General features: G+C 66.1%; 15 protein-coding genes and 1 riboswitch. Of the genes, 8 read left to right on the top strand and 7 right to left on the bottom strand.

Annotated features, from left to right (window positions below):
- Together VNW74_RS02935 and VNW74_RS02930 are read right to left on the bottom strand one after the other, a co-directional pair.
- Window positions 1-1,398: acyl-CoA dehydrogenase family protein (locus VNW74_RS02935; RefSeq protein ID WP_325675111.1), on the bottom strand; the 1,398-nt coding region annotated here is incomplete at its 3' end.
- 134 nt (window positions 1,399-1,532) lie between these two features.
- Window positions 1,533-1,940 (bottom strand): cold-shock protein, encoded by a 408-nt coding sequence (locus VNW74_RS02930; RefSeq protein WP_325675110.1) that lies wholly within the window; start codon window positions 1,938-1,940, stop codon window positions 1,533-1,535.
- A 149-nt stretch (window positions 1,941-2,089) separates the two neighbouring features.
- Here VNW74_RS02930 and VNW74_RS02925 point away from each other — a divergent pair, with 149 nt between their 5' ends.
- Together VNW74_RS02925 and VNW74_RS02920 are read left to right on the top strand one after the other, a co-directional pair.
- Window positions 2,090-2,500 carry a YccF domain-containing protein gene (locus VNW74_RS02925; RefSeq protein WP_325675109.1) on the top strand — a complete coding sequence of 137 codons (411 nt, stop codon included), beginning with the start codon at window positions 2,090-2,092 and terminating at the stop codon, window positions 2,498-2,500.
- A 281-nt stretch (window positions 2,501-2,781) separates the two neighbouring features.
- A riboswitch (cyclic di-AMP (ydaO/yuaA leader) is annotated at window positions 2,782-2,989 on the top strand.
- A gap of 9 nt (window positions 2,990-2,998) precedes the next feature.
- A complete protein-coding gene (locus tag VNW74_RS02920) occupies window positions 2,999-4,171 on the top strand; it encodes a transglycosylase family protein (protein ID WP_325675108.1) in 1,173 nt (390 codons plus the stop codon).
- A gap of 45 nt (window positions 4,172-4,216) precedes the next feature.
- On the opposite strand, the gene VNW74_RS02915 is transcribed toward VNW74_RS02920, so the two are convergent.
- The gene (locus tag VNW74_RS02915) at window positions 4,217-4,417 is read right to left on the bottom strand and encodes a hypothetical protein (RefSeq protein ID WP_325675107.1); all 201 of its coding nucleotides are present in this window, start codon (window positions 4,415-4,417) and stop codon (window positions 4,217-4,219) included.
- Between the two features lie 110 nt (window positions 4,418-4,527).
- Between VNW74_RS02915 and VNW74_RS02910 the strand changes: the two genes are divergently transcribed.
- Both VNW74_RS02910 and VNW74_RS02905 read left to right on the top strand, forming a co-directional pair.
- Window positions 4,528-6,822 (top strand): helicase-associated domain-containing protein, encoded by a 2,295-nt coding sequence (locus tag VNW74_RS02910; protein ID WP_325675106.1) that lies wholly within the window; start codon window positions 4,528-4,530, stop codon window positions 6,820-6,822.
- A 105-nt stretch (window positions 6,823-6,927) separates the two neighbouring features.
- Window positions 6,928-8,577, top strand: coding sequence for a DNA repair helicase XPB (locus VNW74_RS02905; protein WP_325675105.1), 1,650 nt, complete (start codon window positions 6,928-6,930; stop codon window positions 8,575-8,577).
- Between the two features lie 6 nt (window positions 8,578-8,583).
- Here the strand turns inward: VNW74_RS02905 and VNW74_RS02900 are convergent, their stop codons facing one another.
- Both VNW74_RS02900 and VNW74_RS02895 read right to left on the bottom strand, forming a co-directional pair.
- On the bottom strand, window positions 8,584-9,729 hold the full coding sequence (locus tag VNW74_RS02900; protein ID WP_325675115.1) for a thiolase family protein: 1,146 nt from the start codon (window positions 9,727-9,729) through the stop codon (window positions 8,584-8,586).
- Window positions 9,730-9,808: 79 nt separating this feature from the next.
- A complete protein-coding gene (locus VNW74_RS02895) occupies window positions 9,809-10,222 on the bottom strand; it encodes a Zn-ribbon domain-containing OB-fold protein (protein WP_325675104.1) in 414 nt (137 codons plus the stop codon).
- A gap of 237 nt (window positions 10,223-10,459) precedes the next feature.
- On the opposite strand from VNW74_RS02895, the gene VNW74_RS02890 reads away from it, so the two are divergent.
- Genes VNW74_RS02890 through VNW74_RS02875 form a run of 4 tightly spaced genes read left to right on the top strand, consistent with a single transcriptional unit; the run spans window position 10,460 to window position 13,347 of the window.
- Window positions 10,460-11,275, top strand: a complete 816-nt coding sequence (locus VNW74_RS02890) for an ABC transporter permease (RefSeq protein ID WP_414686584.1) — start codon at window positions 10,460-10,462, stop codon at window positions 11,273-11,275.
- Entirely contained in the window at window positions 11,272-12,009 is a 738-nt protein-coding gene (locus tag VNW74_RS02885; protein ID WP_325675103.1) for an ABC transporter ATP-binding protein, read from the top strand. The genes VNW74_RS02890 and VNW74_RS02885 overlap by 4 nt, the downstream gene beginning before the upstream one ends.
- Window positions 12,010-12,035: 26 nt before the next feature.
- Entirely contained in the window at window positions 12,036-13,034 is a 999-nt protein-coding gene (locus tag VNW74_RS02880) for an ABC transporter substrate-binding protein (protein ID WP_325675113.1), read from the top strand.
- A 19-nt stretch (window positions 13,035-13,053) separates the two neighbouring features.
- Window positions 13,054-13,347, top strand: a complete 294-nt coding sequence (locus tag VNW74_RS02875; protein ID WP_325675102.1) for a putative quinol monooxygenase — start codon at window positions 13,054-13,056, stop codon at window positions 13,345-13,347.
- A 9-nt stretch (window positions 13,348-13,356) separates the two neighbouring features.
- Here VNW74_RS02875 and VNW74_RS02870 read toward each other — a convergent pair whose 3' ends face one another.
- Window positions 13,357-14,346: an LLM class F420-dependent oxidoreductase gene (locus VNW74_RS02870; RefSeq protein WP_325675101.1), complete on the bottom strand. Its 990-nt coding sequence runs from the start codon at window positions 14,344-14,346 to the stop codon at window positions 13,357-13,359.
- An 11-nt stretch (window positions 14,347-14,357) separates the two neighbouring features.
- On the bottom strand, window positions 14,358-14,912 hold the full coding sequence (locus VNW74_RS02865) for a TetR/AcrR family transcriptional regulator (protein ID WP_325675112.1): 555 nt from the start codon (window positions 14,910-14,912) through the stop codon (window positions 14,358-14,360).
- Window positions 14,913-14,923: the final 11 nt, after the last annotated feature.

The raw sequence follows: 14,923 nt of genomic DNA, 5'->3' as shown, positions 1-14,923 counted from the left end.
CCCACTCGCATCGACCGCGGCCTTCGCTTTCTGGCGGACATCGGCTTTCGGATTCGCCAGATCGCCGGCGGCGCTGAGGTGGGCGTCGACGGCCTCGCGGGCGATGAGCAGCCGCATGATCTCGCTGGATCCTTCGAAGATACGGTTGATCCTCAGGTCGCGGACCACCTGCTCCACCGGCACGGCACGCTCCCCCCGCGCGGCCAGCGATTCGGCGGTCTCATAGCCGCGGCCACCGCGGATCTGCAGCAGTTCGTCGGCGATCACACAGGCCATTTCGCTCGACCACAGCTTGGCCAGTGCCGCTTCGATCCGGATGTCGTTGCGGCCCTCGTCGGCCATCTGACCGGACAACTCCAACACCGACTCGAGCGCATAGGTGGTTGCGGCCATGAACGAAATCTTTTCTGCGACGGCCCCGTGTTCGCCGACGGGTTTGCCCCACTGCACCCGTTCACCGGACCACTCCCGCGCGATTTTCACCGACCACTTGGCGGAACCGGCCGCGATCGCCGGTATCGAGAGCCGGCCGGCGTTGAGGGTGGTCAGCGCGATCTTCAGGCCGTCGCCTTCCCGGCCGATCAGGTTTTCCGCAGGGACTCGGACTCGGTGCAGCCTGGTGAGACCATTTTCGATACCGCGCAATCCCATGAATTTGTTGCGCCGCTCCACGGTGATGCCCGGTGAATCGGCCTCGACGACGAACGCGCTGATGCCGCCGCGGTGCCCGTCGCTCTTGGGCACGGTGGCCATCACCACCAGCAGTTCCGCCACAACGCCGTTGGTCGTCCACAACTTCACACCGTCTAGTTCGTAGGCGGCTCCGCCGTCGACCGGAATCGCCGTCGAGGCCAGCCTCGCCGGGTCGGAACCAACATCCGGTTCGGTGAGCAAAAACGCCGATATCGCCCCTGCGGCACACCGCGGCAGAAACTTCCGCTTCTGCTCCTCCGTCCCGGCCAGCTTGAGCGGTTCCGGCACGCCGATCGACTGATGAGCGGACAGCAGCGCCCCGAGGCTGGCATGCACGGTCGACACCATCATCAACGCCCGGTTGTAGGCGACCTGCGACATATTCAGCCCGCCGTATTCCGATGGGATCTTCATTCCGAAACAACCCAGTTCGGCGAGGCCTTTGACATATTCGTCGGGAATCTGGGCGTCGCGCTCGATGACGCTGCCGTCGACGGAGTCGAGGAATTCCCGCAGTTGGGCTAAGAATTTCCCGGTGCGAGCGGCCTCTTCGTCAGAGGGCCTGGGAAACGGGTGAATGAGCTCGAGTGGAAATCGGCCGAGGAATAGCTCCTTGGCCAAAGACGGTTTATCCCAACCACTTTCGCGAGATTCCTCAGCTACGGCTCTCGCTTGTTCTTCGCTGACCTGCACCTGCTGTGCCATCGGACTTCCCTCACTCGAAGCGACTCCTGCGGAACTTCGATGTCCAGTGTTCCCCCGCGAGCTCGCCGGTACACGCGTTTGTGCAACTAGCGCACAACCGCCGACGCCGGCATCGGCGCGAGACGCAGGTCGAGCTAGGCGTCGAGTTCGCGCGCCACGGCTTTGACCACGTCGGAGACCCTCCGAGCGGTTTTGCGGTCCGGGTAGCGCCCCTTGCGCAGCTCCGGCTGCACGGCGCTCTCCAACAAGGTGATCATGTCCTCGACCATGCCGTGCAGCTCATCAGGGCTGTGCTTGTGTTCTGCCGGGGCCTCCCTGCGCGGGCGGGCGAGGGTGGGTGGCGGGTCAAGCAGTTTGAGACTCAGTGCCTGCGGTCCGCGGCGTCCGGAGGCGACACCGAATTCCACACGCTGCCCTGCCTTGAGGCCTTCGACGCCCGCAGGCAGCGCCGAAGAGCGGACGTAGACGTCCTCGCCATCCTCCTGGGACAAGAACCCGAATCCCTTGTCAGCGTCGTACCACTTCACCTTGCCAGTCGGCACCGGTCTCACCTGCTTGTCGGATAACTAAGTTGAGGAAAACAATGAAGCGTCCCGACTGCGCAGGACGCGATGACGACAGATCCTACTCGGAAGGCCCACGGCCGAGCACCCAGTTTCTCGGTACGCTGGCACTACCCCTGGAGGAGACAATGCGCCTGATCCTGAACGTTATCTGGTTGATTTTCGGCGGCCTGTGGTTGGCCCTCGGCTACCTGCTGGCTGCGCTCGTCTGCTTCCTGCTCATTGTCACCATCCCCTTCGGATTCGCGGCGTTGCGCATCGCATCCTATGCGTTGTGGCCGTTCGGGCGGACGATCATCGACAAGCCCGGTGCCGGCACCGGCACGCTGCTCGGGAACATCATCTGGTTGGTGTTGTTCGGGATCTGGCTCGCGATCGGGCACCTGGTAAGCGCGGTGGCGATGGCGCTGACAATCGTCGGTATTCCGCTGGCGCTGGCCAACCTGAAATTGATTCCGGTGTCGCTGGTGCCACTGGGCAAGGAAATCGTCCCCGTCGATCAGGCACACCGCGGCGGATCGCTGCCGGCGTACCACTGACCGCCGATACGCTTCTCGGCGCCGTCACTTCGGCCCCAAGATCACTGTGATCCGTCCCTCGACGGCAAAATCGATGTGAGTTCGATCACATAACGGAATTATCACAGCACGGCCACGGCTCGATATCGGAGCCAGTGAGCTGCACAAACAACGAGTCCTCCTGGTGTTTTCCCGGTTCACGGGAAACGAAACGCCGAAATCGCTATGAAATGACTCCACCGCGATCTCCCGCTAGCGTCGTCCGGAGCTTGCCGAGTCTTACTGAGCGGCGGGCCTTCTCGCCTATAGCGCCGAGCTCCATCCGATAGGCGGGGACACACCAACCCGTGGATGGAGGCGGGGGACCCACTGGTCCACCGAAATCGGACCGGAGCCTTCGCGGCTCCTTGGGGTGAAGCCGTCGCCGTTCCTTTGGGACTCGGTGCGGCCGGGCGACCTCTTCCGCCCGAACCCGACAGCTGACCTCGTGGGCGCATCAAGAGAGGACGTCTTCGGCGTATGAGCGGACGGCATCGTAAGCCCACGGCTTCGAACATCAGTGTCGCCAAACTCGCATTCACCGGTGCTGTGCTCGGTGGCGGTGGTATCGCCCTCGCGGGCCACGCGTCCGCGGCTACCGACGAGCAATGGGATGCTGTCGCGGGATGCGAATCCGGTGGCAACTGGGGCATCAACACCGGCAACGGGTACCACGGCGGGCTGCAATTCTCGCAGGGCACCTGGGCCGCGCACGGCGGCGGCGAGTTCGCCCCCAGCGCGAACCAGGCCACTCGCGCACAGCAGATCGCCGTCGCCGAGCGGGTTCTGGGCACCCAGGGCCGCGGTGCCTGGCCGGTGTGCGGCCATGGACTCGGGGCCGCGACGCCGCGCAACGTCGTCGCCGACGCGCCCGCACCGGACGCGCCCCCGCCCGACGCACCGCCACCCCCGCCCGACGCACCGCCGCCGCCGGCACCAGTCGAGGCCGCCGCATTCGACGCACCTGCGCCGCCGCCTCCGCCTGCCGACCTGCCGCCGCCGCCACCAGTCGAGGCCGCCGCATTCGACGCACCTGCGCCGCCGCCTCCGCCTGCCGACCCCCCGCCACCGGCCGACCCCGCACCGCCTGCACCCGCCGAGCCGGTCGCCTTCGACCCGCCTCCGCCGCCTCCGCCCGCCGACCCCGCGCCGCCTGCCGAACCGGCACCAGCCGAGCCGGCCGCCCTCGATGCCCCGCCGCCGGCAGACGCTCCACCGCCAGCCGATGCTCCACCGCCGGCCGATGCCCCGCCGCCGGCCGATGCTCCACCACCGGCCGATGCTCCACCGCCGGCAGACGCTCCCCCGCCCGCCGAAGAATCGGCACCGCCGGCCCCACCCGCCGACGCGCCCTCGGACGTCCACCAGGCCACCACAGTGGCGCATTGGACCTTCGCCGACGATCCGGTCCCAGGCCTGCCGGCGATTCCAGGGCTGCCCACCGATCCGGCCGCCGCGGGCACCGCGATCCACGACCTTCAGGTGCCGGCGCAGATCGCACCCCTGCTCGATCCGGCGAACCTGCCCGACACCAGCAAAGGACTGCCCGTCGCACCGCCGCAAAACATGGACCCGAGCTACGTGAAAGACCTGCTCAAAGCCATCCAGTCGCAAAGCGTGAGCGGTAACCCGGCCCTGTCCTCGCTCGCCTGACCGGAGCAAGCAACCCCGCGAATTGCGCGGGTGGAAATCGTCGACCTAGCGGTTGATCACGGTGACGGGATGCACGTACGGCAGCTCGTCGGCAGGCAGCGGGAAGACCACGTCGCCGTAGGGAGACAGGGCGCCCACCCGATCGGTCGCCAGTTCGCTCACCGCGTGGTCGTCTGGGTTGGTTGTCGGCCAGCCCCTGTCGACATAACGGGTCCTCTGGGCCTTCTTGTCAGCGTTATCTGCCACGGGTCCCATTCTGACAGGTCCTGCCCGCTCTTGACGGCTGGGCTCTCCCATTCGTCTCACGCCGTCGCCTCGGAAGGCTCACTCCGGCGGCTGCTTTAGGCTGGTCAGCAATGACTGAACACACCCCGGGCGTCCCGCTGGGGTCCTGGCTGGCCGACTTGCCCGACGAGCGGCTGATCCGTCTGCTGGAACTACGACCCGACCTTGCCCAGCCACCGCCGGGCAGCATCGCGGCCCTCGCCGCCCGCGCCCAGGCCCGGCAGTCGCTCAAGGCCGCCAGCGACGAACTGGACTTCTTGCGGCTGGCGGTGATCGACGCGCTGGTAGTTCTGCACGCGGATACCGCGCCGGTAACCGTCGCCAAGTTGCTGGCGCTGATCGGCGGTCGTGCGCCCGAATCCGAGGTGCGCGACGCCCTCGATGACCTCAGAGAACGCGCCCTGGTGTGGGGTGACACCGAATTACGAGCGGCCCCCGATGCCGGTGCCGGTCTGCCCTGGCATCCGGGTCAGGTGACCCTGGAAGACGCTTCGCATAGCGGTGATCAGATTGCCGAGCTGATCGACGGTCTCAACGGCCCACAGCGCGAAGTTCTGGACAAGCTGCTGGAGGGGTCGCCGCTGGGACGCACTCGCGACGCCGCGCCCGGGGCGCCCGCGGATCGCCCAGTGCCACAACTGCTCGCGATGGGACTGCTGCGGCGAATCGACGCCGACACGGTGATCCTGCCGCGCCACGTCGGGCAGGTGCTGCGCGGCGAGGAACCCGGGCCCGCGCGGCTGGCCGCGCCGGATCCGGTAGTCGCCACCACCACGTCCGCCGACGCCGACGCCGCAGCCGCGGGCGCAGTCATCGACCTGCTGCGCGAGCTCGATGTCCTGCTCGAAACACTCGGCGCGACACCGATTTCCGAGCTGCGCAGCGGCGGCTTAGGAGTGCGTGAGGTCAGGCGGCTGGCGAAGATCACCGGCATCGACGAGGCCCGACTGGGTTTGATCCTCGAGCTGGCGGCCGCAGCGGGCCTGATCGCCAGCGGCCTACCCGATCCGCAACCGGCCGGCGGGGAGGCACCCTACTGGGCGCCGACGGTGGCCGCGGACCGGTTTGCCGAAGCCTCCCCCGCCGAACGCTGGCACCTGCTGGCCACTACCTGGCTTGATCTAGCGGCTCGTCCGGCGCTGATCGGGACCCGCGGGCCCGACGCTAAACCCTATGCCGCACTGTCGGATTCGCTGTACTCGACGGCAGCCCCGCTGGACCGGCGGCTGCTGCTGGGCACGCTGGCCGAGCTGCCGGCCGGTGCCGGAGTGGACAAGACCACTGCGTCGGCGGCGCTGATCTGGCGGCGGCCGCGCTGGGCCAAGCGGCTACAGCCGGCGCAGGTGGCGGACCTGCTGGAAGAGGCACACCTGCTCGGCTTGGTGGGCCGCGGAGCGATCAGCACGCCCGGCCGCGCGTTGGTTGACGGCGGCTTAAAAGGTGGAGACGCCGACGTCGTCGACGCGATGGCACGTGCGCTGCCCGCGCCGATCGACCACTTCCTGGTGCAGGCCGACCTGACGGTCGTGGTGCCTGGGCCGCTCGAACGTTATCTCGCCGAGGAGCTGGCAGCCGTGGCCACCGTCGAGTCCGCGGGCACGGCGATGGTGTACCGCGTCAGCGAGCAGTCGATCCGGCACGCATTGGATGTCGGCAAAACCGCCGACGCATTGCACTCGCTGTTCGGCAAGCACTCCAAAACGCCTGTGCCACAAGGGCTGACCTACCTGATCAACGACGTCGCACGCCGGCACGGGCAACTGAGGATTGGCATGGCCGCATCTTTCGTGCGATGCGAAGACCCAACGCTGCTCGCCCAGGCGGTGGCCTCCGCCAAGGCCCAAGCGCTGGGCCTGCGGGTGTTGGCGCCGACGGTGGCGATATCCCAGGCACCGATCAGCGAGGTGCTCTCGGCCTTGCAGGACGCCGGTTTCGCCCCGGCCGCCGAGGACTCCACCGGCGCCATCGTCGACATCCGGACCCGCGGCGCCCGGGTACCCGCGCCGCAGCGCCGTCGGCCGCACCGACCCATACCACGCCCGAGCGGGGAAAGCCTGGGCGCGGTCGTCGCGGTGCTACGCAAGGTGACCACCGCACCGTTCGGCAGTGTCCGGATTGACCCGGCGGTGGCGATGTCGCTGCTGCAGCGCGCCGCCCAGCGGCAGGACACCGTGGTCATCGGCTACGTCGACGCCGCCGGGGTGGCTACCCAACGGGTGGTGTCGCCGATCACGGTGGCCGGCGGGCAGCTGGTGGCCTTTGATTCCGCCTCCAGCCGCGCACGTGAGTTCGCCATCCACCGCATCACCTCGGTGGTACGCGCCGACGACGATGCAGAGCGCAGCGATGCTGAGGAGCGGCGCTAGGTGTCGGCCGACGACGAGGCAGAGCGCAGCGCTGCTGAGGAGCGGCGCAGATGATGTCGGCCGACGACGGATAATGGGGGTCTATGACGAAGAGGAGCGGCGCTAGTGCCTGACGGGCCGTTGATCGTGCAGTCCGACAAGACGATGCTGCTCGAGGTTAACCACGAGCTGGCCGGCGCGGCGCGGGCGGCGATTGCTCCGTTCGCCGAGCTGGAACGCGCACCTGAGCATGTGCACACCTACCGCATCACCCCGCTGGCGCTGTGGAACGCGCGCGCCGCGGGCCACGACGCCGAGCAGGTGGTCGACGCACTGGTCAACTACTCACGCTATGCCGTACCGCAGCCGCTGCTGGTCGACATCGTCGACACCATGGCTCGCTACGGGCGGCTGCAGTTGGTCAAGAGCCCGGCGCACGGCCTGACGCTGGTCAGCCTGGACCGCGCCGTGCTCGAGGAAGTGTTGCGCCACAAGAAGATCGCGCCGATGCTGGGCGCGCGGATCGACGACGACACCGTCATCGTGCATCCCAGCGAGCGGGGCCGGGTCAAACAGATGCTGCTCAAGATCGGCTGGCCCGCCGAGGATCTGGCCGGATATGTCGATGGCGAGGCACATCCGATCTCCTTGCGGCAGGACGGCTGGCATCTGCGCGACTATCAGGAGATGGCCGCCGAGTCGTTCTGGGCCGGCGGATCGGGCGTGGTGGTCCTGCCGTGCGGAGCGGGCAAGACACTCGTCGGCGCGGCTGCTATGGCGAAGGCCAGTGCGACGACGCTGATTCTGGTCACCAACACCGTCGCCGGCCGCCAGTGGAAACGTGAACTGATCGCCCGCACCTCGCTCACCGAGGAGGAGATCGGCGAATACTCCGGGGAGCGCAAGGAAGTTCGGCCGGTCACCATCGCCACCTATCAAGTGATCACCCGCCGCACCAAGGGCGAGTACCGCCACCTCGAGCTGTTCGACAGCCGCGACTGGGGGTTGATCGTCTACGACGAGGTGCACCTGCTGCCGGCGCCGGTGTTCCGGATGACCGCCGACCTGCAGTCGCGGCGACGGCTGGGGTTGACCGCGACGCTGATCCGCGAGGACGGCCGCGAGGGCGACGTGTTCTCGCTGATCGGGCCGAAACGCTATGACGCGCCGTGGAAGGACATCGAGGCGCAAGGCTGGATCGCGCCGGCGGAGTGCATCGAGGTGCGCGTCACGCTGACTGACAGCGAACGGATGACGTACGCCACCGCCGAACCCGAGGAGCGCTATCGGGTCTGCTCGACGGCGCATTCGAAGATCGCGGTGGTCAAGTCGATCCTGAGCCGCCACCCGGGTGAGCAGACCCTGGTGATCGGCGCCTACCTCGATCAGCTCGACGAGCTCGGTGCGGTGCTGGACGCCCCGGTGATCCAGGGGTCCACCAAGACCGCCGAGCGCGAGGCGCTGTACGACGCATTCCGTCGCGGTGAGGTGAGCACGTTGGTGGTTTCCAAGGTCGCCAATTTCTCCATCGACCTGCCGGAAGCCGCAGTGGCGGTGCAGGTTTCGGGCACATTCGGCTCACGGCAGGAGGAGGCCCAGCGACTGGGGCGGCTGCTGCGGCCCAAGGCCGACGGCGGCGGCGCGGTGTTCTATTCGGTGGTGGCCCGCGACAGCCAGGACGCCGAGTACGCCGCGCACCGGCAACGGTTTCTGGCCGAGCAGGGCTACGGCTACATCATCCGCGACGCCGACGACCTGCTGGGCCCGGCAATTTAGCGCGAGCTAGAGGGACAGGATGGTCGCCGACGAGGTACCGGGTGCGCCGTATACCTGGGCGAGGCCGACGCGCGGGTTGCCGGGCACCTGACGCTCACCCGCCTCGCCGCGCAGCTGGCGCACCAGCTCATGTACCTGACGCAGCCCCGATGCGCCGATCGGCTCGCCGTTGGCGATCAGCCCGCCGTCGGTGTTGACCGGAATCGAGCCGTGGATCTCGGTGGCGCCGTCGGCCACCAACTTTTCCTGCTCGCCGTCGGCGCACAGACCGGTCTCGGCCATGTGGATGACCTCGGCGCCCGCGTCGGTGTCCTGCAGCTGGGCGATGTCGACGTCCTCGGGTCCGATACCCGCTGCCTCGTAGGCGGCTTTGGCCGCGTACACGGTGGGCGAAACATCTTCGTCTAACGGCGCGAAGGTGGCGTGCACCTCGTAGGCGCCGTAGCGGCGGGTGCGGATCTCGGTGGCTCGCACGTAGACCGGTTTGTCGGTGAATTTGTGCGCCATGTCGGCTCGGCACATGACCACCGCCGCGGCACCCTCGTCGGGTGCACAGAACATGTACTGCGTCAGCGGGTAGTTCAGCACGGTCGAGTTGAGGATCTGATCTTCAGGAATCGGCTTGCGACGGAATGCATTCGGGTTCAGCGCCCCGTTGCGGAAGTTCTTCGCGGCCACTTTGGCCAGCGTGGCCTGGGAGATGTTGTGATCGTGCAGGTATTTGTTGGCCTTCATGCCGAAGAACTTGGTGGTGACGAACTGCCCGTTCTGCGCATACCACTGCGGCAGCGCCAGCTTGGCCGGGTCATCAGTGAAGGCGCCGCGGGGGTGCTTGTCCAAGCCGATGGCGATGCCGAGGTCATACTTGCCCAATCGGATGGTGTCGGCGGTCTGCTGAATCGCGCTGGCCGCGGTGGCGCAGGCGTTGAAGACGTTGGTGAAGGTGATGCCGGTCAGCCCGACCAGGCGGGTCACCGCATCGGGGTTGGACACCTCGTGGCTGCCGCCGAAACCGAATTGGATGTCCTTCCAGTCCACACCGGCGTCGGTCAACGCGAATTGGATGGCCTCGGCGCCCATCTGCATCGCGGTTTTCTCGAACCTGCCGAAGGGATGCAGGCCCACGCCGATGATGGCTACTTGGTTGCTCATGTCACTCATGCCGCTGGCTCCTCTTAGGTAGATGGTGGCGACCCGCTTCACGCGGCTCCCGCCGCGCTCGCGATCGCCACTAGACCGGTTGGAAGGCGAACGTGACGATCTCGTTGCCGTCAGCGTCGGTCGTCAACGGCACCATGGTGAGCTCGACCTGCTGGCCGAACTCGAGCTTGGCCGGGTCATTCTCGGTCAACCGGCCCTCGACTCGGATCACGTCACCAAGCTGGACCAGGCCCACGCCGAACGGCACGAAATCATCACCGGTCGGGCCGGCGTAGGGAGCTCCGGGCGGAAAACCCTGGGTGGTCCATGCCACCAAGGTTCCGCTGCGGGGCAACAGCAACTCACTCATCTCGCCGCCGCTGCAGCGCGGACACCGCTGCTGCACTGGGAAGGTGGTGGCGCCACAGTCACCGCATCGACTGCCGATCAGCTGCGGGCTGTCGTCGGGCCAAGTCGAGATGTCGGGGGCGAGTGCTTTCTGCATCGAACGATCCTTTGGTCTCTGCCTGCGGTAATGCGCTCACTAAAAGGTACAACAGCATTCCATCAAAGTGGAAACCGCGTTCTCGCGCTGTTTGAGGCGACTGATGCCCTGCCGTTTTCCCTTCACCCGGAGCCAAACTCTTCAGCCCGACGGCCAAGTCCACCTACTGTCTTCAAGGGCAATGCCGCCGCCGACCCGTTAGCGCATGTCCGCTTGACCTCAGGGGTTCGTCGAATAATGGTGCGCACTGCTGGCCAGACGGTCGCCCGATCAGAGCCGACATCGGCAGTCACGAAAGTCTGGGAAACCCATCGGTGGAGCATCATCAGGCTCTCATCTCCGGTGGTGCTCGTTGTGTTGTGGCAGCTTCTCAGTGCCACCGGCCTCATACCGCAGGATGTTCTGCCGGCGCCACAGTTGATCTTCGACGCCGGGTTACAACTGATCCAAAACGGAAAACTCGTCGAGGCCCTGGCGGTGTCCGGGCTCCGCGTCGTGGAAGGCCTGCTACTGGGTGGCCTGATCGGGATCGCCTTGGGTGTGGCCGTCGGGTTGTCGCAATGGTTCGAGGCCACCGTCGACCCGCCGCTGCAGATGCTGCGCGCGCTTCCACACCTGGGGTTAATCCCGTTGTTCATCCTCTGGTTCGGTATCGGCGAGCTGCCGAAAGTACTGCTGGTTGCGCTCGGGGTCAGTTTTCCGTTGTACCTCAATACGTTCTCCGCGATCAGGCAAGTCGACCCCAAACTGCTGGAAACTGCGGACGTTCTCGGCTTTTCGTTATGGCAACGACTGCGCATCATCATCTTGCCGAGCGCGGCACCGCAGGTGTTGGTGGGGCTTCGACAGTCGTTGGCGATCGGGTGGTTGACGCTGATCGTCGCCGAACAGATCAACGCGGACAAAGGCATTGGATTTTTGATCAACAACGCGCGCGATTTCCTGCGCATCGACATCATCATTTTCTGCTTGGTCGTCTACGCGCTGCTGGGCATCACGACCGACGCCGTCGTCCGAGCGCTGGAACACCGGGCTCTGAGGTACCGCACATGACCTTGACATCGGAACGGCAGGCCGTCATCGTCGGCAGGCTCAGCAACGTCGACAAGTGGTACGGCACACGCCACATCCTCGATGACATCTCCTTGGCGATCCGCACTCAGGAGATCGTCGCGTTGGTCGGTCGCAGCGGATGCGGCAAATCGACCGTTTTGCGGGTGCTGGCCGGGCTTTCCCCGGACCACACCGGCAAGCGTGAGGTCACCGGCGCACCGGCGATGGCGTTCCAGGAGCCGCGACTATTTCCCTGGCGCGATGTGCTGACCAATGTGATCTACGGGCTCAACCGCACCACGCTGTCGCACGATGCGGCACGGCGGCGCTCCGAGCAGGCTTTGGCCGAGATCGGGCTTGCCGACCATGCGCACGCATGGCCACTCACACTTTCCGGCGGTCAGGCACAACGGGTTTCGCTGGCCCGTGCGCTGGTGGCCGAACCGCAACTGTTGCTGCTCGACGAGCCATTCGGCGCGCTGGATGCGCTCACCCGGCTGTCCATGCGCGCATTGCTGCTCGACCTATGGCGCCGGCACGGATTCGGCGTGCTGCTGGTTACTCACGACGTGGACGAGGCAATCGACCTCGCCGACCGGGTGCTGGTCCTCGAGGGCGGCCGGGTTGCCCACTCCATCACCGTCGAATCCCCGCGGCCCGCTCCGTCGGAGCGCACTGCCCGGCACGACCACTATCGCGCTGACCTTCTCGACAAGCTCGGTGTTCGGCTTTGACGGCTACACACCGCACCGCCGTTCGGATGGCGTTTCACGTCGTCCTGGCGCTGGCGCTCGTGACCAGTGTGTCGGCATGTGTGTCACGGTCCCTGGGACCACAGCTGATAGGGGTGCCGGCGGCGGTGCCGTTGTCGGAGCTTTCCGGAGTGACCCTGCAAGTCGGCGACCAGAAGGGCGGCACCGAAGCGTTGCTGCGCGCCGCCGGCGCCTTGGACAACTTGCCCTACCGGGTGACTTTCTCGACATTCACCTCGGGGCCGCCACAGATCGAGGCGTTGGCCGCAGGCAAAATCGATTTTGCCGTGACTGGCGATACTCCGCCGGTTTTCGGTGCGGCGGCCAACGCCAAGACCAGGGTGGTTTCGGCGTGGGACGGCGCGGGGACCGGCGAGCAGATCTTAGTGCGCACCAATTCATCAATTGCCACGGTTCACGATCTGTTGGGTAAGACCATTCTGGTGGCCAAGGGCAGCGCCGCGCACGCCAACGTGCTCGAGCACCTCGCCGACACCGGGCTGAAGCCGAAAGACGTCAAGCTGGTCTTCCTGCAGCCCGCCGATGCACTGTCGGCGTTCGCCAACGGACAGGGCGACGCCTGGGTGATCTGGGATCCATACACGGCGCAGGCCAATCTCACCCTGAAGGTACGCAGTATCGGGTCCGCCGAAAACGGCTACCAGTTCGGCAGCGCGTCCGTCCGGGCGCTGACCGATCCGAAACGCAACTCCGCGCTGGCCGAATTGCTGATCCGCTACGAGCGAGCAGCGCAATGGGCAAGGGACAATCCTTCGGAGTGGGCCAGAAAGTATGCCGCCGCCGTGAATCTGAACCTCAGAATTGCCGAGCTCGCGCAGAGCCGACTGCGGCGGCTGCCAATCCCGCTCGACGACCATGTGGTGGCGGCCGAACAACGGCTCGCCGACTTGTTCGCGGCCGCCGACCAGATTCCAGAGGCGCCCGACTTCGCCAAGTGGGTCGACCGTAGGTTTAACAGTGTGCTCGCGGTGAGCAGCTTGAAGTGACCTTTGCGAGGAGACGACTATGACGATCACCGTGATACTTGAACTCAGGTTCAAGCCCGACGAAGTCGCCGCGGCGCGCGAGCTTTTCGGCCGGGTGCTGCAAGACACCCGAGCGTTCGAGGGGAACCTGGGAACCGACGTGCTTATCGACGAGGACGACGAAGCGCATTGGCTCATCTACGAACTTTGGGACAGCGTCGAGCACGACGAGGCCTACCGCAGGTTTCGTGCCGGCGAGGGCAAGATCACGCAGCTGCCTCCCCTGCTCGCCGCGCCTGGTGTCAAGACGCGGTACGAGCCTTCCGACATCTGAACACGCCGACTACCTCAGCGCGGGAATCACTTCACGTTCGAACAGCTCGATGCCGGAACGGTCATAGGCGGCCTCCGGGAAATAACAGATCACGTACTCGCAGCCCAAACCGCGCAGACGTTGCAGCCGCTCGACCACCTGTTCCGTTGTCCCCGTGGCCGAATCCGGTCCGCTGCCACTGGCGATCATCGCATCGGCCGCCGCTTCGGGGACATAGCCGATCATCCGGTCGCGGATGCGCTGCAGCCGGTCTTTGACGTCGGCCTCGGAGGTGCCGAGGGTTGCGTTGACATTGGCCGAGCGCACGATCGCGCCGAAGTCGGTGCCCACGTCGCGGCAATGCCCGGCAAGCACTTCGGATTTGTGTGCAAAGCCCTCGGATTCGCCAGTAAAGTTGGTGTACTGCGCGTATTTCGCGGCGATGCGCAACGTCACCTTCTCACCTCCGCCGGCGATCCACAGCGGAATGCCGTTGTCCTGCAGAGGCTTGGGGGCCACAATCGCGCCGTCGACCTGGTAATGCTTACCGTCAAAGCTGACCTTGCCGTCGCGCCAGGCGTCGCGCATGATCTGCACGCCCTCGTCCAACCGAGCCAACCGCACCCCGGCCGACGGGAAGCCGTATCCGTAAGCGCGCCATTCGTGTTCGTACCAGCCGCCGCCGATGCCCATCTGGATCCGGCCACCGGAGATGATATCCGCGGTAGCCGCGACTTTGGCCAGGTACACCGGATTGCGATAACTCATCGCCGTGCACATCTGGCCTAGCTTGATCCGCGACGTGGTCGCGGCGTAAGCCGACATCAGCGACCACGCTTCGTGGGTGGCTTCGCCGGTCGGCATCGGCACGGTGTGAAAGTGGTCGTATACCCACAACGAGTCCCACGCGCCGTCGTCGGCGTGGGACGCCAGGTCCCGCATCACCGCCCAGTGCTTGGCCGGGTCAATCCCGACCAGATCCATCCGCCAACCCTGTGGAATGAAGAGTCCGAATCGCATAGCTACGGACTCTAGCCCGACGACGATTGGTCGATTCCCAGGGCGGCCAGCGCTCCGTCGACGGTTGCGCGACGCAGTTTCTCGTAGGGTGTGTCGGGGAATTGCAGACAGCAGTCCTGCAGGCCGCCGAAGGCGATCACCGCGCGGGTTGACTGCTCGAGCGTGGGACGCCGACCGAAAACCAGCTTCCCCAGCCGGTCACGCCAGGCAAGCAGTTGATCGATCAGGCCGAGATCGGCGAGGGTCGTCAACTCGGCGACCACTAACACCAGATCGCGGCGGTGCGCAAAGTGATAGTCGAAGTACCCCTCGAGCAATTCACGTGGGGTCGCATCGCGTGCGCGTTCGTGGTCGGCAATGAACCGCTCCCCCTCGTCAATCAGAGGTTGCACGATGCTGCGGACCAGGTCCTCCCGCGACGTGAAGTGGTAGTACAGGGCCGGCTTGGTGAGTCCGAGCTTGTCGGCGATGTCCTGCAGGCTGGTGCGTTGCACACCTTGGCTCGTGAACAACTCACGGGCGACGTCCTGAATGCGCTCGCGGGTGTCGGAGCGGGGCCTGCTCACCCAACGAGTTT

The organism is Mycobacterium sp. (assembly GCF_035570115.1).
Classification (GTDB): domain Bacteria; phylum Actinomycetota; class Actinomycetes; order Mycobacteriales; family Mycobacteriaceae; genus Mycobacterium.
Note: the sequence above shows the minus strand (reverse complement) of the source record. Positions and strands in the feature narration are given on the sequence as shown.